Raw genomic sequence first — 20,533 nt, forward strand, 5'->3', positions numbered from 1 at the left:
ACCCGGAGGGCTACTCCCCTCCGGAATCAAAGGAGTTAAGCAGTGGCAACAGGCAAGAAGTATTACTGGATCAAATTGAAGAAAGACTTTCTCACAGGAGATAGGATTGACTATCTCATGTCACAGAAGAATGGAGCCCAGTATGTGGTACTTTATCTGCTCCTCTGCATGATGTGCATCAATACAGACGGAAAGCTTGAACAGAAGATTGGTGAACTGATCATCCCGTATGACGCGGACAAGATCCAGCGAGACTGCAAGTATTTCAACAAGGACACCATCATGGTTGCAATGAGCCTGTATCAGAGGCTGGGACTTGTCTATGAAAATCAGGACGGAAATCTGATGATATCTGACTTCAAAAATATGGTCGGTTTCGAAACAGACTGGGCATCACAAAAGCGTCAACAACGGGCTTTGTCCTCAAAAAATGCGGACACATTGACGGACTGTATCGAGGACAAAGGTGTGGACATTGTCCATACAGAGATTAGAGATAAGAGATTAGAGATAAGAGATAAGAGTATAGAGAATAGAGTTCAGAGTTCAGAGTCCAGAGAAAAGACATCATCTTCGTCAGTCTCTGGCGAGACTGCGAAGCATACAGAGGATGTCAAGACCATCCTAAAAGCTTGGAACTCCCTCTCAGATATCGGTATCAAACCAATCTCCCGCCTTGGATATGGAACAAAACGTTATCAATGTCTTATTGCCAGACTGAATGAGTACGGACCCGGTAAGGTGCTGGAAGCAATTCAAAAGATACGGAATTCAGACTTTTTGCAGGGAAAGAGAACGAGCTTCGTAGTCACCTTTGACTGGTTCGTGAAGCCGAACAACTTTCCAAAAGTGCTTGAAGGGAACTACGACAATGCTCAGGGGTCAGATCACTCCCAGGGAATGGATCAGTGGTCAAGGCTTTTTGATCAGGCGGCTATGGAGGAGGCGTATGAAAAAGACAGAACTTATAAACCTTCTGGCCAGGATTGAGGCGTCATATCCGAACTGGCATCCAAGAGACAGAGACATTCTCATGGATACCTGGTACCAGGCTCTGCAGGACATTCCTTATCAAGCAGCTCTTGGCGCGTTCCTTGCGTATCTGACATCTGATACAAGCGGATTCGCACCGGGGCCGGCGAACATCCGGTCAATGCTCTACATGCGGGCAGAATCAAATGATCCCACGGCAGAGGAGGAATGGTCAAAAGTTAGCAGCGCAATAAGGAGAGGCTCTTATCATGCAGAGGAGGAATTCAATAAATTGTCACCACTGACGCAGAAGGCTATTGGATCCCCGTCAAACATACGGAACCTAGCAACATCAGATATACAGACGGTCGAGACAGTTGAAAAGTCACATTTCATACGGACATACAACACGCTCCTTGAGTCAGAGAAGGTTCGTAGACGGATGCCAGCGGATGTGCAGAATGGCCTTGGACTATCGGCGCCAGTTCACAAGCAGATTGAGACCACTGACCGGATGGAGTTAGAGGACAGAAAGCAGACGAGTGTTCCGATGCCTGACAGTGTGAAGAACTATCTGGAGGAATTGAGGAATGGCAAAGCATGATGCACGGATGGTCGGAAGCAGAGACGAATTCATCAAGATGTTCAGGACTATGTGCGGAGCGTTGAATGGATGGGAAGTATGGACAAACCTCATGGAAGCATATGCCTGCACCCTTTCGAATGCCATGGATCCGGATGCCAAGCGGAAGGAAAAACGGGAGAAAGCATACGAACGCAGCATTAAGGTTCTTGGGGGAGTCGAGAAGCCGGCAGAAATGTTCGCCTGTCTGACAATGGCACTCGACCGGAATCCTAACCAGGACTTCCTTGGAGAAATCTTCATGGAGCTCGGCCTTGGAAGCAACTGGCACGGACAGTTCTTCACCCCGTTCAATGTCTCTCAGATGATGGCAGAGGTTGGGATAGATACCGATCTGGTAAAGAAACAGATCGATGAAAGAGGGTGGGTAAGTATCAATGATCCCTCCTGCGGAGCCGGATCAACGCTTATCGGTGCATGTACGGCACTGACCAGGGCACACATCAACTATCAGACACAGGTCTTATTCATTGCAAATGATATCGACCCGATAGCAGCACAGATGTGTTACATCCAGCTCTCGCTCCTCGGATGTGCCGGATATGTGGCTGTAGCCAATACGTTGACCGATCCTGTGACAGGCCCGGCACTCTTCCCGGACGAGAAGGAAAGCCAGACGATCTGGTACACCCCGATGTGGTGGAGGGATATCTGGCAGGGCAGAAGAATCTGCTATCTGATGGACAGGGATATGGAAAGGACAAGAAAAGAGGATCACGAGAATATGTTTTATATCGATTTTTCAAAATGGAAGGAGGCAGTCAATGAGTGAAGTGTTGGACAAAGCGCTGAAGAAGCTAGACCAGAAAGTATCAGACAGAGTATTCAAAGCATCAGACTTCTTCTATCCTGTCAGAGATTATCTCAAGAAGCGGGCTGAGGAAGATGAATCCATGGCAGAAGATATCCTGGATGAGAAGAAGACCATGGATGAGTGCTGCACATATATCTTCCGCAGGGCAAGGCACCAGCTGCCGATAAATGCTTCTGAAGGATGGATCAAAAACGAGACGATTTATGAGTGGTCGGAAGACTACTGGCGAGCCACAGAAGAGGACGTCAAGAAGGTGATCGTCGGATCAGTGAAATCAAAGAAATCAAAGCCGAAAGCGAATCCATCAAAGACCGTGGCTGATCCAACCGAAGATCCGAAGAAAGCGGATACACCAAAGACAGCACAGGAGAATAAAGCTGACCCTGTAGCAAAGAGTGAACCGAAGCCAAAGAAAAAATCCAAGAAGAAAGGAGAGCTCGAAGGGCAGATGAGCCTTTTCGATTTTATCAGCTGATGGATAAGAAAATACTTGGAAAGACACCGAGAGAAGAGGTTACAGAAATAATTAGAGCCGAAGCAACGGCCATTGGGGACAATGAATACGCTGCCACGGCTCAGGAGATAAATCCTGATATTCTCAAGCTCTGCTTTTATCAGCAGGTCAACGGAGAAGTTATTGAGAAGTACAGGATCTTCTTAGACAAGAGTGATTATATCACGCAGGACATGACAGTGCAAAAGAGAAAATGGCTTACCGGACGCGCTGAGATGGTGCTCGATTATGGATGGTGGACTCATAGAGATCATGACATAGCTTTTGTTACAGATCATGACCGGGAGGTTTTCGACAAGTGGTTCCCTGATAATGGAGAGACGAAGCGAATCTGGAGACTGAATGGGTGGCAGCTAAAGGTCATTGACAGACGCAGAAAAGACATCCACAGGGAGGAATGCAGAGAAATCGAGGAACTGGCTAAGCTTACGGATCTGCCTATTCCGGATGACTTCGAAGAGTGGATCAAGGAGACTGCTCATCACAATCATTATTACATGATCTACAAGCCAGAGAAGAAAAGAAAGATTATCGGGTACTGCTCTCACTGCCACAAGGACGTGGAGCTGGATAGGAATGACCAGCATATTCGGCGAGGAGCAAAGGGCATATGCCCGGAATGCGGATTTACAGTGACATTTGTGACAGAGCATTCCAGCATCGGAAACGAGTTCGAAAATGAGGTCCTGATACAGAAGTTTGAAGGAGGAACGGTGTTCAGATACTTCTGCTCTATGGTGGCTCACGCAAAGGTTCCGGAAATCATCCCAAGATTAGAGGATGACCACAGCTATTATGAGTCGTCACGGGATATTTGCTTTGATGATGGAACAGAAAGACTTATCTGCTACGGAAATTATAAGAATGATTGTATGACCTGGTTCGATGCAAGCAAATACTGGAACGGGACGAGCAGAGACAAGGTGTGGCTATACACAAAAAATGCGAAAGAAGGCTTAGCAGGGACGCCGTGGCAGTATAGCGGGGCGGTTGAGTACCAGCAGAAAGCCGGATACCGTCCGATATATTTCGATTCCTTACTGAGGCAGATAAAGACGAAGCCATATCTCGAATATCTGATAAAGGCGGGATTCATAAACCTGGTAGACGACCTATGCAGATACTACTGGGGATGGGATCATGACTTTCCAGAGCACGCTAAAACTCCCGAGGAGCTGTTTGAACTGCCTAAGGCATATATTAACATGCTTAAACAATTAAATGGCGATACGGGCGCATTGAGAGTGCTCAGGCAGTGCTTTGCAGACAAGACTATGCCAGACCTGGAGTCCATTGGCAAATACTGTAGCTGCTTTCCTGGAGATGATGAGCTGATAGGGGTGGTCGATACGCACATGAGCGTGAAGAAATTTATGAACTATCTGGAACGGCAGGCTGGCAAGCATGAGATTCCGCATTATGAGAAAACATGGGGATCTGACTATTCGACAAAGGAGAGCAGGCTTCAGCGGTTCATAAAAAACCTTGGCCATGACTGGAAAGACTACGTAAGCTGGCTGGCTCATCTCGGATACAACACGAGAGATGAATACTATCTACTGCCGAAGGATCTGGTATCGGCACATGACAAGCTCCTAAGAGAAAAAACGGAACATGACAAGGAGCTGGAGAGCATCCGGATTCAGAAAGAATCTGAAGCCATTGAGAAGATCGTAAAGACATTGGATGCATGCCTTGATAATAACGGAAAGCTGCAGATACAAAGCAGGAAATACATGGCGATTGTTCCTAGGTCAGCGGCAGATCTTGTTGAAGAAGGACGGCATAACCATAACTGCGTTGGAACCTACATTGATCGTGTTTCAAAGGGGTTAACGATGATCCTGTTTATTCGAAAAGTGGATGACATAGATACTCCGTTCTACACAATGGAATTCCGGAATGGTCAGATTATCCAGTGCCGTGGGATGAGAAACCAGGATGCAGAGGGAGATGTACTCGCATTTTCCAAAGCAGTTGCAAGGAAGCTGATAGAGACGAATGCAGAGCAGAAATTCAGAAAGGCGGCTACAGCATGACACAACGTCAAAGAATCTACAGCCCGCTGAACAAGCTGAATGATGAAGACAGAAGAATTATCGGAGGCTATCTGCTAAAAGCGGGATACGCAGTGAAAATCGGCAGCGAAAAACCTGAGGGAAAGAAAGCAAGCCGGTACTTCGTTGAATACTGGGAGGAGGAAGAGGATGCACAAAACTAAGACCGAATGGGCAGATTACGCATGGAACCCAATCACCGGATGCCGGAATCAGCAGAGATGCCGGCTGTGTTACATCGATACGGGCGCCAAGAGATTTTCCGGAGACGTTCTCATGAACAAGGCTGCGACCGGTAAATATGAGAAGCGAGGAGACCTTTATATTCTCGATGAGAAATTCGGGACTGAGAGCGGAGGCGTGCTGACAATGCCGTTCCGATCAGAGCCTACTTACTACCGGTACAGGCTAAAATCCCTTGACCAGCTGAAAGGCGGACAGAACGTTCTTGTCAGCTATGAGGGAGAGATGTTCGGCCCATGGGTACCGGATGACATTATTCAGGAGATTTTCAATGCCTGCATGGATCATCCGAAGAATCACTACCTGTTTGTAACGAGCTTCCCGGAAAGGTACGAAGACCTCAGAAAGAAGCACATGCTGCCGGAAGGTGACCAGTATTGGTACGGATCCAGCATCGGATTTGGAACGCAGGAAGTATTTCAGAATGATGCTTACCACTGTTTTGAGGTTGTTTCGCCGGTCCCGAAGAATCCTACCATTGACCCGAAGATGGAATGGTGCATAGTCGGAGGCTGGTCCCAGCAGACTCCAATGAAATACCGGGAGCCTATCGATAAAAGCAGAACGGACAGCTTTATTCAGACCTGCCATGACTGGAATATCCCGGTATTTGTAGAGAGGACACTGAACCCGGACGAGACGGATTATACAACGCTGCATCAGATTCCGGAGATTCTAGTGAAGAAGCAGCTTAGCAGAAAGAAAGCCGAAAAGCTGGAAACAGAATGTTTCTTCTGCGGCAGGAAAGACCGGAAGAAAAACATGATCGCAATCCTTGCAAGACCAAAAAGGTCGGTCACTGCTCCTTGTCTAGGGTACATCCATCCGGATGAGCTTAAGGAATTTTGTGAACGGAACCACATGGATGCGGAGGGATATAGAAAAACAACAGAGGCATTTGGAGGAGAACATGAACAACGAGGGGTACAAGGATCCAACTGCGGAGAAAGCCGTGGGAAGAGCGTCAAGGGAAGAAAAGAAGAGGGCGTACAGGAAGTGGAGCCAGGACGAGAAAATGACGCACAGACAGGCACAGGCAATCCGGAAAATGTCTGATCAGGAGCTGATGGATTACGTCAATGATACCTGCATGAGCGCTTATAATGCCGGAATCTCGAAGGGAAATTCTTACGTAATAAGACATCTGATTGAAATGATCTCAAATCTGCCAGGTGTAGGAGTGGTCACGATGAAGCGGATAACGAGACTCTGTGAGAAGGAGGGACTCCTGGATGACTGACAGATCACTGACGGGAAGAAGGTCCAGAGCATCCGGAGAAATGTTCGAGAGATGGATTGATAGTGCCTGCGCATATTATCGGGAGCTTGGCATAGCGCATATCCAGAAGACACCGGAGCCTGTAAGGATCCTCAAACCATACGGAGAACGAAGAACAGGGCAGTTCGTAGCCTGCTTCAAGAAACAGGCTCAGCCAGACTTCAAGGGGTGCCTGTGTGATGGCACGGCAATTATGTTCGATGCAAAGCATACAGATTCTGACCGTATAAACCAAACGGTTGTTACGGAAGAGCAGACCAGTGATCTGAATGAGTTTGAAAAGATGGGGGCTCACGTATACATCCTTGTGGGGATTGGCATGGAGAATTTCTACAGGGTTCCCTGGGACGTATGGAAGAACATGAAAGAGCTGTTCGGACACAAGCATATGGATAGGACGGATTTGGAACCCTACAGGCTTAAGGAAGCAGGAACGACGATTTTATTTCTGGAGGGAATTGAACTTGAAGATACAGCAGAGTGAACTGGCAGGAAAAATTGCAAAGGTGAAAGGAGTGGTACCTTCACGCACTCCTCTCGGCGTATTACAGAACGTTTTAATTCGAGACGGGTATTTAATCGGGTCTAATACCGAAGTGACCATACAGGTCAAATTAGAGGCATCCAGAGGGGAAGAAATGTTGATCCCTTCCCATGCATTTGAGCTGATAACCAGTCTGCCTGACGAGGAACTGGAAATTACAACAGATGAGAGGCACACCATCCACATCAGCGTGGTAGGAAGAAAGACGTCCGTGGATTATCCTGGTCAGAATCCGGCAGATTATCCGAACATCGAAGAGATGCCTACAGATGCTCAGGCTGTGGAGGTAAGCGCTGAGAAGCTTCAGACATTGCTTAAGAGCGTTAGCTTCGCCGCAGGGAAGACCGGTGGCTACATGATGGAGTCAATCAACATGAAGAGCTCCGGAGGAATGCTGAGCTTTGTAGCCCTGGATGGACACCAGATAGCATGGAATCAGACGGAAACCGGGCTTGGAGAATTCGAACTGACGATCCCAAAGAGCGCAGTCAATGAAATTATCCGGCTAGACCTAAAAGGAACGGTAACCATCGCATACAGCAAAACTAGCGCGGTATTCCGCACGGAGAACTACATCGTCAGAACCAGACTGGTAGACGGAAAATATTACAGCTATAGCAAGATGTTCCCTGAGTCCACGCCAGTTGAAATAAGCGTAGACCGGCAGGACTTCATTGATGCGCTTGCCAGATCAGGCCTTTGTACGGCACAGAATGAGCCGATCATTATGACGTTTGATGGCGGGGCGGTACAGTTCCAGACCAGAGGTGGAAAAGCAAAGTACAAAGAGAGCCTTCCACTTACAGAAGCTTCACAGCATCCGGTAATTATCGGTGCAGATCCGAAACTGCTAAAGACAGCCATCATGAACTTTGTAGGTGACGAGTTGCACATGGGGCTGATCAATAGCAGGAGCCCGATCGTGATGACAGAGGATGAATCAAAGCTCAAAGAAATCGTCCTGCCGGTAAGCATCCCTGAAGCAGGGTAGACAGGAGTCAGGCATGAAGAATAAAGCTCAGAAAGCAGTCATCGCAGGAGCGGTAGCCCTGGCAATAGCTGAGGCCGTGTTTCTACACAGTACAAGCAAGGAAATGAGACCGAAAACACAGGCGAGCCCACGGGCAGGAGTGGTTAGCCAGATAGAGAAATCTATCCAACCTTCGATTGTGAAGGCAGTCAACAAGGCAGATACAGCGGGAACGAGTCTTAAAACAGAAACAAAAAGTACCGAATCAGCAGCTGATGCTACAGAAATCCAGCAGACGATTGAAACACAGGCGAATGATACGTGGATCTCTTCAGACCAGCAGGCGATATGCATTGAAGCAGGAAATAAGTACGGAATCTCTCCAGAACTTCTAATGGTGATAGTGGAGACTGAATCATCCGGGCAGCAATACGCGCAGAACGGCCCCTGTATCGGTCTTATGCAGATAAACCAGTATTACCATACCGGACGTATGTACAGGCTCGGATTCGTCAATTTGTGGGATGAGAGGGCCAATATATACACCGGTGCTGATCTCCTGAGAGAACTGCTTGATAAGTATGGCGATACAGGCACTGCACTGATGGCATACAACGGAGTAAGGGATGCCTCCAACAGGACAAGCCTTACAGAATATGCAGAGAAGATTCTCCTTCGTACAGAGGAGCTGGAAAGAATCCACGGAAAGTGAGGTAGAAAAGATGATTGAAATTCTTGAAATGCACGATGCGACTCCAGAAGAAAGAAAAGAGCTGGAAGAGCAGGCCAGGAAGTTCGAGGAGAAGTTTAAAAAGAAGACTCCTTATGAGAGGACAAAGGCTAAGGTCTATGCCACTGGGAATAAGTGGGCAATCGAAAATTTTAACGCAACACATTGAGAGGAGGCTTCCGGATGTCGCTGTTTTGGTTGATCGTATTTTTCTGGTTTCTTCACAAGGACATTCGGAGAGCCAGAGAAAAAGAAGAAAAATGAAAGCAAGGAGATTTCTTAGACGGAAAGGGGACAAAACTATGGCGGGAATCATTGTTTTAGCATCATTGGTGTGTATGACTGCATTATTTGACGACAAGATGAGGAAGAAAAGGGGGAAGCGCAGAAAAAGATAAGCCGCCCTGCGCAAGGAGATTGAGCAGAGAGGATCAGATGATCGAATGGATGTCGAGGAGGGAGCTCCTGGAGGCGTTTATGGAGGAATATGACATTATCGGACTCATAGATGCTACTGATGTGCAAATGATTGAGTTCATTCAGCGGAATCGGGATGCTCCCCTTTCCAGACAGCAGGAAAGGAACAGAAACAATGTCACGGAAAGAGGAACAATGGAGGCAGGAGGGGATGGCCTTCTGTATTCGTTATTTGGAATCCCACAACAACGATGTGGAGAGCCTTAAGAAGGAGATTAAGCGCAGAGGTGCCTATGGAATCCCAATCAGCATTAGCCAGGCAGAAGAGCGTAATTGGATGGATAGGGCCAGGATGAATAGCGTAGACACAGTTTTGATCTTATCGCTGATAACGCTCCATGATGAATTCAAATTCGGAACCAAAAGGCTTAACCGATTCAAGGAACGGATGAACTTAAAGGCTGAGTGCCTTGCAGAAGACTATACCACCTGGGATGACCAGATAAAGATACTTGCGGACGAATGCGGACTGGATCTTTCCATCCGATGGCTGGGAGAGGATCCGACGAAGAAGGAGGGCCATTGATGAGATATGTGCGGTTTATGGGATTAGATGAGTTCCGGAAGCTCTGCTATGGCATGAAGCTGGAAAACCATACAGACTGGAAGGCCAGAGCAAAGAAGACGGAGTCCAAAGGCTTCTGTTTCTTCGATGACTCAGTGCCTCCTGAGGAAAGGATTGAATATCTGACAGGTGTAGTAGACCTTACTGTGTGCGTGGTATTCGAGCTTCGGGCGCCGATCCAGATGAAGGAATCCTATGGACGATACAGGGATCCCAAGAAAGACAGAATACCGCCCAATTTTGCAGACATTTTTGCGATAAGGCCGGAAGCAATGCAGATGATCAAGGAATACAGCGTCGAGTCATATGACGCTGAGATGATGCACATTGAGAGGGTTGGAATCTGCGAACCATGGATAGGGGTAATAGAGTGGCAGCACGATTTCCCAATCCCGGCTTATATGCGGAACATAGACGAGGTGATGATATGAACGAAGAAGAAGGAATGATGAACGCCAGAAATGCGTTCGAGCGCCGGCACATGAAGGCAACGCTTATACAGCACAGCAACCGCTATACGATTATTGACTGGAGAAGAGAAGACGGGAGCGGTGAGTATTACTGCAATTTCATCGTGGATAAAAAACGTGGATCCATCATCATTTCTGGTGATCTTGGTGACTGCATCGCTACCTGGTACAACGAACTGAAGGTAAAGGATTTGGCGCACTACATGCGAAACACCGGGTACTGGACAGGAAAGATTCAGTGCTCATCCAATCTTTATGAAATCGATAGTGATGACTGGATGGAAGATTTCAAAGATTGGTATAAGGACTGGTTTGAAGATGGCGACTGGCTGGATGAAATCGTGAGACACGAAAATCCGAATTTGGATTTAACAGAGGAGGATAACCTAAGCGAAGAGAGAGATTACCAGCTGGAGGAATTCAAGGACGAGCTGGAGAAATCCATTATTTCCACTGAATCCGGAGACATCTTCTATCCAACAGATAGAATGAGCGAACTCATGGATATCATTGACCCCGATTGGTATGAAAACAGCTTTGGGAGAAGGTACAATCCAAGGATTTATTTATGGGGAGAGGGCTTCTACATGGCCTGCAGACAGTTGGACTTTGTTGAATGATAATCACACCGCCCTGTTGATTATAAAAGCGGGTGCCATACCGCGAATTTCTCCTAGGAAAATAAAGTTTAACACATACTCAGCCGGCCCGGGGCGGCGGGCCAATTTCTGAGAAATGAAAGGAGAATAAATGAGTTTCTTTGTTGATGGCTATAAGCGGACAATCAATGGATTTGAGGTTAACAACGTAAAGAACTATGCAGACAGCAAGAAATATATGGTGATCAAAATGATTGATGGTGAATGGTGGTTTGAAGCTGCTGATGACAATGCGGAGACAGTTGGGAATATCGTATCCGCATTGAACAGACTGGGAATTAGGGCAGCCGTAATAAAAAACATGAAGGAGCAGACAGCATGATGTGGTTTGTTTTATACCTTTTGGTACTGATTGTCGGTGCTGCGATTGGCTATCAAATAGGAGCGGCCAAGAAAGAAAAGAGGATTGAGAGCCTTGAAGATCGGATAGACACATTAGAGCGCCAGGTGCATCTGAATGAGCAGATCAGAGAAAAGAGGGAAAGCAAATGACAGAAATCGGCAGAGTGATCATAGGATTCGAGCGGCACGAAAAGGGAGTTATCTACTGCGTAACGAAGAAGCTGGTAGACGAGCTCAAGACGTTGCAGGGAAAAAGAAAGCATGCACACTGGGAGACATTTTCAATTATCGGAGGACCCGGAGAGATGACGGGAATCCGGTACTCAGAATGCAAAGCCGAGCTCGATGATACCGTGAACTGCGATGAATATGATTATTGTCCATTTTGCGGAGCTGTAATTGATGGAGGGGAAGATCATGAAAGCTTATAGAGCTTACTGGGCTGGAGATGATGATCATATATCCACCGTGGTCTTCGCCAATAGTGCCATTGAAGCCAAGAATGCTGTAAGAAATACGGAATTCTGGGCCGATTCAGACCAGATTTATACAGACCTAAGAGTGAAGCGGATTAAATCTCTGGATGCCGAGTATAGAGGCCATACCGAGATGGACTGGGACGACGATCAGGACAGGATAGCACTTGCGAAAGACGGATGGCACTGTTTAGAAAAAGACGATGAATGCGACAAGTGTAAGGCTAGGAAATATTGTGATCTTTGGGAATGGGAGCGTGAAGATGAAGATAATTTGTAATGGGGTCCTTGTGGAGGACAGAAATAATTCCATACGGATTACTAAAGACAGAAAAGGAGTGGAATGCGGATGCACTAGTCCGAATTATAAGTTTGTGGCTCATATGGACGGCACGGAGATCTACAGCAACTTCTTTAATTGTACATGCTGTGGAAACGTAATCACACAGACATTCAAGAGAAATGGCAAATTTACTGAAGAGGATCTGAAATGAAGATGAAAAGACTTTATACCTGCGAAATCTGCCATACAGATTATGCGGAGAAGGAAAAAGCAGTTGCGTGCGAGAAAGGACATAAGAAGGCTACTGCCTATCAAGGACATTACAAGCCAATAGCTATGACCTGGCCATATCCGTATGCAATAACTGTTACTTTTGAAGATGGGAAGCAGATTAGATACAGGCAGTAAGGAGGTATGAGGTGAGTAAGTGCAGAAGCTGCGGAGCAGAAATCATCTGGATCAGGACGAAGGCCGGAAAGAATATGCCGTGTGATGCTATGCCGAGATACTTTGCTGAAGCTGATGGAGGCAGCATTACATTCGTAACCCCGGATGGAGAGGTAAAACACGGAGAGTTCATGGAGCCAGGAATCATGGGATATATTCCACACTGGGTTACATGCCCGGACGCTTTCAAATTCAGAAAGAGAGGGTGAATGGTGGAAAATAAAATCAACCGAGAGGAGGAAGAATGATTGAGAAGATTGGAAAGGCAGCCATGTTGGAACAGTTGGCGGAGGAATGCGTCGAGCTGGCAAAGGCTGCATTGAAGCGGGCAAGGATTGAGAGGGGAGAGAACCCTACGTCGGTGACCAAAGCTGAAGTCGAAACTGCTCTCTTTGAGGAGTATACAGATGTACTTACCTGTGCTAAGGAATTGGGATTGACTGAGTGGGAAGGCCTTGCAAAAAAAGAAGAAAGAGCGATTTGAGTTGAGGTGGGAGGTATACAAGGAGGACAAAGATGGCACTAGGTAAATTCTTCCAGTGCGGAGGCTGCGGATATACCGTTATGGTCAATCTGGAATGCCCTCCGGAAGAAGTCGAAGAACAGGAAAACAAGCTGATAGCAGTTGATGGGTGGAGATATGTAAAGGCATGGAATAGCTTTATCTGCCCTAATTGCCGAAAGAATGGACTTGACCCGCTATACCTTGTCTATGCCGGGAAACCGAAAATAGAAAACAAGGTAAACAGCTATAAGACAATGATGGCACAGGTAATTCAACAAATCATGATGTTCAAGGAACTTGGTATGGGTAACCGTATCGGAAAGAAAGGAGAAGAAAATGACAAAGAGTGAATTAGTTAATTACATTGCAGAGAACACAGGCATGAAGAAGACGGAGGCAAATACCGTATTGTCCATCATTGGAAAAGCGGTTCAGAAAACTATTGATGAGCACAGCTCCGTGACACTTCCGGGAATCGGGACGTTCAGTTTCGATGTGGCAGAGTCCAGAATGGGTAGAATTCCACAGGACGAAGATCCGGCGCGTGAGTTCGAAGGTAAGCTCGGGAAAAGAATGACAGTGAATGACCCGCAGAGCAATATGGAGCTTCTTCACAATGCCCTGTTCGTCAAAGACCATGAGGCAATGATACGGGATTTCGAACATGTGGAAGACCTGAGAAGCTGGACCAGGCAAATGCTTATGGCATTCGGATGCATTGATGAAAGAGAGTGGTCCCGAATGGAAGATGATGATTACTTTGATGAAATGCTCTGGGCATACTTCCAATCCCTGAGGGCAACAGATGGGATCAAGGGATTTATTGCATTCACCTACATGAAACTCATTGGTATGGCTGATTTACAGAACAAACTAAAAGCTTATGAGGATGCGGAACAGGCGGGTGAATTTGAGTGGAAGAAGTGAGAGCTGACTGCATAGACAGAGCTGTTGCAATTCCTCCAAAGGTTATTCCGGCAGTGAAGTGGGGAACAGACCATTTCAGCTGCCGGAGATGCGGGTACGGACTTCCGGACAGCGACAGAAAGAGACGGTTCCTATATGTAAACAACAGCAAAGAACTGGAAGCACATTGGAACTACTGCCCGAACTGCGGGGGGAGAATCCTTCATGCCTCCTACGCTGGATGCTGTGGCTGGACAAAAGAGGCTGCTGACCGGAGATATAAAGAGATTTGCTAAGACCTGATGAGGATTGACCTTGGAGAGGGTTGAGATGAGAAACTTTAGCGAAATCGTAATGAATAATAAGACCAGGATGTGGGACATAAAAGTAGTGGCTCCAGACATGTACGCAGGGCTTGTGACGCTTCCTGACTGTGGCACCTGTTCCATAGTGTTCGGGTATCACGAGGATGGAATGGAGCATGTGAGCGTTGCTCCCAGACATCAGTTTAGAATTCTAACCTGGAACGATATGGCGACGTTGAAAGGGATGATTTTTAAGGACGAGGAAGAAGTCTACCAGGTCATGCCTAAGAAGAGCGAGTACGTGAATATCGTAGAGAATTGTCTGCATCTCTGGAGACCAGAGAACGGATTGACGCTGAATGACTTGTCTAAGGCGATACGGAAGGAATACTAAAACATGTTGATGTCAGACAGAGAGATAGCACACAGATTTAAGCATCGAAGCGGGACGAAGTTTGAGATGATCGGGATCCTTGCGGAGCTGAATGCAACCGGCGAGAACGAAATAAAGGAAGCCCTGTGGAGACAGGGAATAGATACTGACTCAAAACCGGGGAGAAGAAAGCAGGAACCTATGGAAAACAAGGATAAGGAAACTGTGCCGTCCATCGCCAGTACAATATCGAAGGAGCCGGAGACGAAAAAAGTCCAGAAAACCGAGCCGGAGCTTCAGAAAGAGAGTGAACCCATGCTGATTGTTCCGGAATGTGCTCTGCAGATCTTAAAATCGGAACAGGTAAGGATTGAGAAATCCATGGACGAGAAGAGAGATGAAATCAGCAAGGCACAGGAACAGCTTGAAGGAATGAAGAAAAGATGGACAGAGCTCGATAAATTTCTGGAGGACGCAGCAAGAATGAAAGGACACACAGTACAGCTCGGGTAGGAGGCGGATATACCGTTATGGTCAATCTGGAATGCCCTCCGGAAGAAGTCGAAGAACAGGAAAACAAGCTGATAGCAGTTGATGGGTGGAGATATGTAAAGGCATGGAATAGCTTTATCTGCCCTAATTGCCGAAAGAATGGACTTGACCCGCTATACCTTGTCTATGCCGGGAAACCGAAAATAGAAAACAAGGTAAACAGCTATAAGACAATGATGGCACAGGTAATTCAACAAATCATGATGTTCAAGGAACTTGGTATGGGTAACCGTATCGGAAAGAAAGGAGAAGAAAATGACAAAGAGTGAATTAGTTAATTACATTGCAGAGAACACAGGCATGAAGAAGACGGAGGCAAATACCGTATTGTCCATCATTGGAAAAGCGGTTCAGAAAACTATTGATGAGCACAGCTCCGTGACACTTCCGGGAATCGGGACGTTCAGTTTCGATGTGGCAGAGTCCAGAATGGGTAGAATTCCACAGGACGAAGATCCGGCGCGTGAGTTCGAAGGTAAGCTCGGGAAAAGAATGACAGTGAATGACCCGCAGAGCAATATGGAGCTTCTTCACAATGCCCTGTTCGTCAAAGACCATGAGGCAATGATACGGGATTTCGAACATGTGGAAGACCTGAGAAGCTGGACCAGGCAAATGCTTATGGCATTCGGATGCATTGATGAAAGAGAGTGGTCCCGAATGGAAGATGATGATTACTTTGATGAAATGCTCTGGGCATACTTCCAATCCCTGAGGGCAACAGATGGGATCAAGGGATTTATTGCATTCACCTACATGAAACTCATTGGTATGGCTGATTTACAGAACAAACTAAAAGCTTATGAGGATGCGGAACAGGCGGGTGAATTTGAGTGGAAGAAGTGAGAGCTGACTGCATAGACAGAGCTGTTGCAATTCCTCCAAAGGTTATTCCGGCAGTGAAGTGGGGAACAGACCATTTCAGCTGCCGGAGATGCGGGTACGGACTTCCGGACAGCGACAGAAAGAGACGGTTCCTATATGTAAACAACAGCAAAGAACTGGAAGCACATTGGAACTACTGCCCGAACTGCGGGGGGAGAATCCTTCATGCCTCCTACGCTGGATGCTGTGGCTGGACAAAAGAGGCTGCTGACCGGAGATATAAAGAGATTTGCTAAGACCTGATGAGGATTGACCTTGGAGAGGGTTGAGATGAGAAACTTTAGCGAAATCGTAATGAATAATAAGACCAGGATGTGGGACATAAAAGTAGTGGCTCCAGACATGTACGCAGGGCTTGTGACGCTTCCTGACTGTGGCACCTGTTCCATAGTGTTCGGGTATCACGAGGATGGAATGGAGCATGTGAGCGTTGCTCCCAGACATCAGTTTAGAATTCTAACCTGGAACGATATGGCGACGTTGAAAGGGATGATTTTTAAGGACGAGGAAGAAGTCTACCAGGTCATGCCTAAGAAGAGCGAGTACGTGAATATCGTAGAGAATTGTCTGCATCTCTGGAGACCAGAGAACGGATTGACGCTGAATGACTTGTCTAAGGCGATACGGAAGGAATACTAAAACATGTTGATGTCAGACAGAGAGATAGCACACAGATTTAAGCATCGAAGCGGGACGAAGTTTGAGATGATCGGGATCCTTGCGGAGCTGAATGCAACCGGCGAGAACGAAATAAAGGAAGCCCTGTGGAGACAGGGAATAGATACTGACTCAAAACCGGGGAGAAGAAAGCAGGAACCTATGGAAAACAAGGATAAGGAAACTGTGCCGTCCATCGCCAGTACAATATCGAAGGAGCCGGAGACGAAAAAAGTCCAGAAAACCGAGCCGGAGCTTCAGAAAGAGAGTGAACCCATGCTGATTGTTCCGGAATGTGCTCTGCAGATCTTAAAATCGGAACAGGTAAGGATTGAGAAATCCATGGACGAGAAGAGAGATGAAATCAGCAAGGCACAGGAACAGCTTGAAGGAATGAAGAAAAGATGGACAGAGCTCGATAAATTTCTGGAGGACGCAGCAAGAATGAAAGGACACACAGTACAGCTCGGGTAGGAGGCGGATATGGCAGAAATCATGATTCGGTGCATTATTGGATTCCTGGCTGTAATTGGTGCTCTGGCGGTCCTAGGATCGGTGCTGGTAGTCGCTATGATATGCATCTACGAGTGCCATGAAAAGAAGGAGGCCAGGAAGCGTGAAATGCAAGAGATGCCATCGGAAGCTGAAAGACCCGGAGAGCATTAAGCTCGGATATGGACCTGTGTGCTATGAAAAGGAATTCGGAGCATCAATGCAGAAGAAAAAAATTCAGACTTCTCAAGACGATAATACCGAGGATCAGCTACCGGGACAGATGAGCATATGGGACTACATAGAGGATGGTTCCGAAGAAAAAGAGACGGTGTAAAAATATTTATCGTGTCGCACGAAGCAATTTTATTGTATAATTCCACATATGTGCAGTACCAATGCACTTTGTCTCTATCAATTCTGCATAAATGAATCAGGAGGGGGCCGATGGACCAGAATGACCAGCAGAGGGTGTACGTCGTGATTTCTCAGGAAGATCTCGACCGCATCTGCGAAAAGGCTGCGGAGGTCGGATCAAAGACAGCCGTTAACAAACTCAAGGAAGAGGAAAAGATCAACTCAAAAAGACGCCATGACAGAAGGCTTCATAACACAGACATCCTTTTGAGAAATTATCGGATGTTCAAGCTGAGCGTGGAGGAGGCCGTATATTCCACAAAGCAGCTGGAGGAAGAGAATGCTCAGGGGATCCTTCAGCTGATGAGTGACCGATCAGACCCAGAGATCACGATTGATGCGATTCGGGAATCCAAGATCAAGACTGCAACGATAGTTGCCCACATTGACAAGATGCTTCGGATTTACAGAATTTTCTGCGATGAATCTCAGGACGATCTGGATAGACGCAGATATGAAACGCTGGTCGATAAATATATTACAAATCCAGCCCTAACAGTACAGGAAATTGCTGACAAGCAGAGCACATCAAAGGAGCTTGTATACAAAGACCTTAAGATTGCCAAAGAGCGCATGGCAGCGCTGATTTTCGGGATTGATGGAATGAATGTTCACGCATAGAAAAAATATGTTGCAACACGCATAACACAGTGTACAAAATAATTAAATTGCTTGATACAATCCCAAGTGGTAGCATGATAACTGCAAAATCCTAACAAGTGCAGTGCAGAAGAGCCTATGTCCGTGCGACGCAGGCTCTTTATGTTTGGAATTTATCCCGGAAGGAAGGTGAAAACAGAAAAAAGGGATGCTGGACGGACTGCCCGTTGCTCCTCTTCAAAGCAATACGATCGTCATGATCGTAGCAACATTGATTGAGAAGAGGAGGTACAAATGATCGGAATAATATTTCTGATTGTGTATACGATCGTCATGATCGTAGCAACATTGATTTTCTCCAAGAATGATGGGAACCGAGATAATTTTTATGTTGGCAACCGGAAAATGGGGGCTGTAAAGGCAGCTATGAGCATAGCAGCGACCTGGATATGGGCGCCGGCATTGTTTACTTCGGCACAAAAAGCCTATGAGAATGGCATTGCAGGGCTGTTCTGGTTCACCGTGCCGAACCTGTTATGCTTGCTTTTCTTTATCCCATTCACGAAGAAAATCAGGAAGGAGATGCCGGAAGGTATCACCTTATCTGGATACATCTACAGTAAGTACAAAACAAAGTCCACTAGGAACGTGTACCTGTTCGCTCTGAGCCTGTTATCCGTCCTGTCTACAGCTGTGCAGCTGCTGGCAGGTGGTAAGGTAATGAGCATAGCAACAGGATTACCGTTTCCACTAATGACCGTTATTCTGGCAGCAATCGCATATTCGTACTCCAGAATCAGTGGCATACAGGCTTCCGTAATCACGGATGATCTGCAGATGGCAATGATCTTAGGTGTATGTGCACTGTTCGTACCGATGGCATTAGCCAATGGAGGAACAACAGCCCTGGTTAAGGGACTTGGTGGCATAAGCGGTGATTACACAAGCCTTTTCGGAAGGAAAGGCGCGGAGGTTTTCTTTGCCTTTGGTCTTCCCACCGCGATAGGGCTGATCTCCGGGCCATTTGGAGACCAGTGCTTTTGGCAGAGGGCGTTTTGTACGGATGAAAAGAAGCTCGGAAAAGCATTTGGACTTGGAGCCATGCTTTTTGCTATTGCTCCGATTTCGATGGGGCTTCTTGGATTCATTGCAGCCGGATCCGGATTTATTCCAAACAGCACAGGCACTGTTAATTTTGAATTGATCACGGCACTATTTCCGAAGTGGGCGATGGTTCCTTTCATGGCCATGCTGATTTCCGGACTGCTTTCCACCGTAGATTCACACCTTGCTGCAATCTCATCACTCACTACGGATATTCTGGATCATCCGACTGAAAAGACGAATAAGGCATCAATGCTGATTCTGCTTGCTCTCGGAATCCTGATTGCCAACATCCCGGGTATGTCTGTGACACAGCTTTTCCTTTTATACGGAACTCTAAGGGCTGCCACGCTTCTTCCGACCATGATGACTCTTCATGGAACGAAGCTGTATGGAAAAGATATCACCCTTGGAGTTGTGCTCTCAATGGCTATAGGGCTTCCTATTTTCGCCTATGGGAACATTTGCAACCTTTCAGCCTATAAGACTGCGGGATGCCTACTTACCGTCCTTCTGAGCGGTTTAGTGAGCTTCTGCGGGGCAAAGCTGAGGAAGGAGCGTGCCGTATGTTAGGAAAGAAGCAGAATATAAAGAACGAGGACTGGATCGCGGCTGTTAAGGCAATTAAAGAGACAGTCAAAAAGGCTGATCTGGATGCTAAGGTAAAGGCGGCTGTAGAGGACATAAAAGAGAAGACAAAAGGCAAGAAGGCCGCTTATGGATGGTCTGCCGGAAAAGATTCTCTAGTTCTCGGGAAGATATGCGAGATGGCGGGCATTAAGAAATGCGCGCTTGTGGTATCTGACCTTGAATATCCGGCATTTGTTGACTGGATTGATAAGAATAAGCCAGAAGGCCTGACGATAATCAATACGCACCAGGATCTTCAATGGCTTCAGAATCACCCAGAGATGCTCTTCCCTCAGGATAGTACGAAGGCGGCACAGTGGTTCCACATCGTACAACATAGAGGGCAGGCGAAGTTCTATAAGGACGAGGATCTGGACATCCTGATTCGAGGAGAACATCTCCTTGAACCCATGAAACACATAGTTCAAGAGCTTCTCAAAGAGGGGAAGACAGTGGACGAGATCGGGAAACAGTTAGGAATGAAGCCTGAAGAAATCTTCCGTCTGTCGAACTTCTCCAAAGAGGACTTTTTGAAAATGATGGCTGGAGAACATGCGTTCTCAAAAGCTGAATTCATCACGAAACTGTGATGAAAGCTTAGCTATCATGCCGAAACTATACA

The 20,533-nt window shown here is 46.8% G+C and carries 38 protein-coding genes; all 38 read left to right on the forward strand.

The window, feature by feature from the left end; translation table 11 throughout:
• Positions 1-42: 42 nt before the first annotated feature.
• The 38 genes from ACTQ3A_RS00680 to ACTQ3A_RS00865 all read left to right on the forward strand — a co-directional run bounded on the left by ACTQ3A_RS00680 (position 43) and on the right by ACTQ3A_RS00865 (position 20,501).
• A complete protein-coding gene (locus ACTQ3A_RS00680; protein ID WP_441494324.1) occupies positions 43-990 on the forward strand; it encodes a phage replisome organizer N-terminal domain-containing protein in 948 nt (315 codons plus the stop codon).
• A complete protein-coding gene (locus tag ACTQ3A_RS00685) occupies positions 950-1,576 on the forward strand; it encodes a hypothetical protein (protein WP_441494325.1) in 627 nt (208 codons plus the stop codon). Before ACTQ3A_RS00680 ends, ACTQ3A_RS00685 begins: the two co-directional genes overlap by 41 nt.
• Entirely contained in the window at positions 1,563-2,387 is an 825-nt protein-coding gene (locus ACTQ3A_RS00690) for an N-6 DNA methylase (RefSeq protein ID WP_441494326.1), read from the forward strand. Before ACTQ3A_RS00685 ends, ACTQ3A_RS00690 begins: the two co-directional genes overlap by 14 nt.
• Positions 2,380-2,904, forward strand: coding sequence for a Cas9 inhibitor AcrIIA9 family protein (locus tag ACTQ3A_RS00695; RefSeq protein ID WP_441494327.1), 525 nt, complete (start codon positions 2,380-2,382; stop codon positions 2,902-2,904). Before ACTQ3A_RS00690 ends, ACTQ3A_RS00695 begins: the two co-directional genes overlap by 8 nt.
• Positions 2,904-4,982 carry a PcfJ domain-containing protein gene (locus ACTQ3A_RS00700; RefSeq protein ID WP_441494328.1) on the forward strand — a complete coding sequence of 693 codons (2,079 nt, stop codon included), beginning with the start codon at positions 2,904-2,906 and terminating at the stop codon, positions 4,980-4,982. The genes ACTQ3A_RS00695 and ACTQ3A_RS00700 overlap by 1 nt, the downstream gene beginning before the upstream one ends.
• Positions 4,979-5,164, forward strand: a complete 186-nt coding sequence (locus ACTQ3A_RS00705) for a hypothetical protein (protein ID WP_441494329.1) — start codon at positions 4,979-4,981, stop codon at positions 5,162-5,164. The genes ACTQ3A_RS00700 and ACTQ3A_RS00705 overlap by 4 nt, the downstream gene beginning before the upstream one ends.
• A complete protein-coding gene (locus tag ACTQ3A_RS00710) occupies positions 5,151-6,299 on the forward strand; it encodes a DUF5131 family protein (RefSeq protein ID WP_441494330.1) in 1,149 nt (382 codons plus the stop codon). The genes ACTQ3A_RS00705 and ACTQ3A_RS00710 overlap by 14 nt, the downstream gene beginning before the upstream one ends.
• Complete coding sequence (locus tag ACTQ3A_RS00715; protein WP_441494331.1) at positions 6,259-6,483, forward strand: hypothetical protein; 225 nt, start codon at positions 6,259-6,261, stop codon at positions 6,481-6,483. Before ACTQ3A_RS00710 ends, ACTQ3A_RS00715 begins: the two co-directional genes overlap by 41 nt.
• A complete protein-coding gene (locus tag ACTQ3A_RS00720; RefSeq protein ID WP_441494332.1) occupies positions 6,476-7,006 on the forward strand; it encodes a Holliday junction resolvase RecU in 531 nt (176 codons plus the stop codon). The genes ACTQ3A_RS00715 and ACTQ3A_RS00720 overlap by 8 nt, the downstream gene beginning before the upstream one ends.
• On the forward strand, positions 6,987-8,057 hold the full coding sequence (locus ACTQ3A_RS00725; RefSeq protein WP_441494333.1) for a DNA polymerase III subunit beta: 1,071 nt from the start codon (positions 6,987-6,989) through the stop codon (positions 8,055-8,057). Before ACTQ3A_RS00720 ends, ACTQ3A_RS00725 begins: the two co-directional genes overlap by 20 nt.
• Positions 8,058-8,070: 13 nt before the next feature.
• Positions 8,071-8,748: a lytic transglycosylase domain-containing protein gene (locus tag ACTQ3A_RS00730; RefSeq protein ID WP_441494334.1), complete on the forward strand. Its 678-nt coding sequence runs from the start codon at positions 8,071-8,073 to the stop codon at positions 8,746-8,748.
• A 10-nt stretch (positions 8,749-8,758) separates the two neighbouring features.
• The gene (locus ACTQ3A_RS00735; protein ID WP_441494335.1) at positions 8,759-8,935 is read left to right on the forward strand and encodes a hypothetical protein; all 177 of its coding nucleotides are present in this window, start codon (positions 8,759-8,761) and stop codon (positions 8,933-8,935) included.
• A gap of 248 nt (positions 8,936-9,183) precedes the next feature.
• Entirely contained in the window at positions 9,184-9,450 is a 267-nt protein-coding gene (locus ACTQ3A_RS00740; protein WP_441495216.1) for a hypothetical protein, read from the forward strand.
• Between the two features lie 85 nt (positions 9,451-9,535).
• Positions 9,536-9,769: a hypothetical protein gene (locus ACTQ3A_RS00745; RefSeq protein WP_441495217.1), complete on the forward strand. Its 234-nt coding sequence runs from the start codon at positions 9,536-9,538 to the stop codon at positions 9,767-9,769.
• Positions 9,770-9,786: 17 nt separating this feature from the next.
• Positions 9,787-10,239, forward strand: coding sequence for a hypothetical protein (locus ACTQ3A_RS00750; RefSeq protein ID WP_441495218.1), 453 nt, complete (start codon positions 9,787-9,789; stop codon positions 10,237-10,239).
• The gene (locus ACTQ3A_RS00755; protein ID WP_441494339.1) at positions 10,236-10,898 is read left to right on the forward strand and encodes a hypothetical protein; all 663 of its coding nucleotides are present in this window, start codon (positions 10,236-10,238) and stop codon (positions 10,896-10,898) included. Before ACTQ3A_RS00750 ends, ACTQ3A_RS00755 begins: the two co-directional genes overlap by 4 nt.
• 130 nt (positions 10,899-11,028) lie before the next feature.
• A complete protein-coding gene (locus ACTQ3A_RS00760) occupies positions 11,029-11,259 on the forward strand; it encodes a hypothetical protein (protein WP_441494340.1) in 231 nt (76 codons plus the stop codon).
• Positions 11,256-11,429: a hypothetical protein gene (locus ACTQ3A_RS00765; protein WP_441494341.1), complete on the forward strand. Its 174-nt coding sequence runs from the start codon at positions 11,256-11,258 to the stop codon at positions 11,427-11,429. Before ACTQ3A_RS00760 ends, ACTQ3A_RS00765 begins: the two co-directional genes overlap by 4 nt.
• The gene (locus ACTQ3A_RS00770) at positions 11,426-11,710 is read left to right on the forward strand and encodes a hypothetical protein (RefSeq protein ID WP_441494342.1); all 285 of its coding nucleotides are present in this window, start codon (positions 11,426-11,428) and stop codon (positions 11,708-11,710) included. The genes ACTQ3A_RS00765 and ACTQ3A_RS00770 overlap by 4 nt, the downstream gene beginning before the upstream one ends.
• Positions 11,697-12,035, forward strand: a complete 339-nt coding sequence (locus ACTQ3A_RS00775; protein WP_441494343.1) for a hypothetical protein — start codon at positions 11,697-11,699, stop codon at positions 12,033-12,035. The genes ACTQ3A_RS00770 and ACTQ3A_RS00775 overlap by 14 nt, the downstream gene beginning before the upstream one ends.
• 210 nt (positions 12,036-12,245) lie before the next feature.
• Complete coding sequence (locus tag ACTQ3A_RS00780; RefSeq protein WP_441494345.1) at positions 12,246-12,446, forward strand: hypothetical protein; 201 nt, start codon at positions 12,246-12,248, stop codon at positions 12,444-12,446.
• 11 nt (positions 12,447-12,457) lie between these two features.
• Positions 12,458-12,694, forward strand: coding sequence for a hypothetical protein (locus tag ACTQ3A_RS00785; RefSeq protein ID WP_441494346.1), 237 nt, complete (start codon positions 12,458-12,460; stop codon positions 12,692-12,694).
• 35 nt (positions 12,695-12,729) lie between these two features.
• The gene (locus ACTQ3A_RS00790; protein ID WP_441494347.1) at positions 12,730-12,969 is read left to right on the forward strand and encodes a hypothetical protein; all 240 of its coding nucleotides are present in this window, start codon (positions 12,730-12,732) and stop codon (positions 12,967-12,969) included.
• Between the two features lie 32 nt (positions 12,970-13,001).
• The gene (locus tag ACTQ3A_RS00795; RefSeq protein WP_441494348.1) at positions 13,002-13,340 is read left to right on the forward strand and encodes a hypothetical protein; all 339 of its coding nucleotides are present in this window, start codon (positions 13,002-13,004) and stop codon (positions 13,338-13,340) included.
• Positions 13,327-13,917, forward strand: coding sequence for an HU family DNA-binding protein (locus ACTQ3A_RS00800; protein ID WP_441494349.1), 591 nt, complete (start codon positions 13,327-13,329; stop codon positions 13,915-13,917). Before ACTQ3A_RS00795 ends, ACTQ3A_RS00800 begins: the two co-directional genes overlap by 14 nt.
• Positions 13,905-14,192: a hypothetical protein gene (locus ACTQ3A_RS00805; protein ID WP_441494350.1), complete on the forward strand. Its 288-nt coding sequence runs from the start codon at positions 13,905-13,907 to the stop codon at positions 14,190-14,192. Before ACTQ3A_RS00800 ends, ACTQ3A_RS00805 begins: the two co-directional genes overlap by 13 nt.
• A 19-nt stretch (positions 14,193-14,211) precedes the next feature.
• Positions 14,212-14,595, forward strand: coding sequence for a DUF7694 domain-containing protein (locus ACTQ3A_RS00810; RefSeq protein WP_441494351.1), 384 nt, complete (start codon positions 14,212-14,214; stop codon positions 14,593-14,595).
• Between the two features lie 9 nt (positions 14,596-14,604).
• Positions 14,605-15,087, forward strand: a complete 483-nt coding sequence (locus ACTQ3A_RS00815; RefSeq protein ID WP_441495219.1) for a hypothetical protein — start codon at positions 14,605-14,607, stop codon at positions 15,085-15,087.
• A gap of 17 nt (positions 15,088-15,104) precedes the next feature.
• On the forward strand, positions 15,105-15,395 hold the full coding sequence (locus ACTQ3A_RS00820; RefSeq protein ID WP_441494353.1) for a hypothetical protein: 291 nt from the start codon (positions 15,105-15,107) through the stop codon (positions 15,393-15,395).
• A complete protein-coding gene (locus tag ACTQ3A_RS00825) occupies positions 15,382-15,972 on the forward strand; it encodes an HU family DNA-binding protein (protein ID WP_441494349.1) in 591 nt (196 codons plus the stop codon). The genes ACTQ3A_RS00820 and ACTQ3A_RS00825 overlap by 14 nt, the downstream gene beginning before the upstream one ends.
• Entirely contained in the window at positions 15,960-16,247 is a 288-nt protein-coding gene (locus ACTQ3A_RS00830) for a hypothetical protein (protein WP_441494350.1), read from the forward strand. The genes ACTQ3A_RS00825 and ACTQ3A_RS00830 overlap by 13 nt, the downstream gene beginning before the upstream one ends.
• A 19-nt stretch (positions 16,248-16,266) precedes the next feature.
• The gene (locus ACTQ3A_RS00835; RefSeq protein WP_441494351.1) at positions 16,267-16,650 is read left to right on the forward strand and encodes a DUF7694 domain-containing protein; all 384 of its coding nucleotides are present in this window, start codon (positions 16,267-16,269) and stop codon (positions 16,648-16,650) included.
• A gap of 9 nt (positions 16,651-16,659) precedes the next feature.
• Entirely contained in the window at positions 16,660-17,142 is a 483-nt protein-coding gene (locus ACTQ3A_RS00840; RefSeq protein WP_441495219.1) for a hypothetical protein, read from the forward strand.
• Between the two features lie 9 nt (positions 17,143-17,151).
• A complete protein-coding gene (locus ACTQ3A_RS00845) occupies positions 17,152-17,334 on the forward strand; it encodes a hypothetical protein (protein WP_441494354.1) in 183 nt (60 codons plus the stop codon).
• Positions 17,285-17,497 carry a DUF6011 domain-containing protein gene (locus ACTQ3A_RS00850; protein ID WP_441494355.1) on the forward strand — a complete coding sequence of 71 codons (213 nt, stop codon included), beginning with the start codon at positions 17,285-17,287 and terminating at the stop codon, positions 17,495-17,497. Before ACTQ3A_RS00845 ends, ACTQ3A_RS00850 begins: the two co-directional genes overlap by 50 nt.
• Before the next feature lie 110 nt (positions 17,498-17,607).
• Positions 17,608-18,198 carry a hypothetical protein gene (locus ACTQ3A_RS00855; RefSeq protein ID WP_441494356.1) on the forward strand — a complete coding sequence of 197 codons (591 nt, stop codon included), beginning with the start codon at positions 17,608-17,610 and terminating at the stop codon, positions 18,196-18,198.
• Between the two features lie 273 nt (positions 18,199-18,471).
• Positions 18,472-19,854 carry a sodium:solute symporter family transporter gene (locus ACTQ3A_RS00860; protein ID WP_441494357.1) on the forward strand — a complete coding sequence of 461 codons (1,383 nt, stop codon included), beginning with the start codon at positions 18,472-18,474 and terminating at the stop codon, positions 19,852-19,854.
• Complete coding sequence (locus ACTQ3A_RS00865; RefSeq protein ID WP_441494358.1) at positions 19,848-20,501, forward strand: hypothetical protein; 654 nt, start codon at positions 19,848-19,850, stop codon at positions 20,499-20,501. Before ACTQ3A_RS00860 ends, ACTQ3A_RS00865 begins: the two co-directional genes overlap by 7 nt.
• The last annotated feature ends 32 nt before the right edge of the window (positions 20,502-20,533 follow it).

The sequence above is a fragment of the Bilifractor sp. LCP21S3_F8 genome, assembly GCF_052117805.1.
Classification (GTDB): domain Bacteria; phylum Bacillota; class Clostridia; order Lachnospirales; family Lachnospiraceae; genus Bilifractor.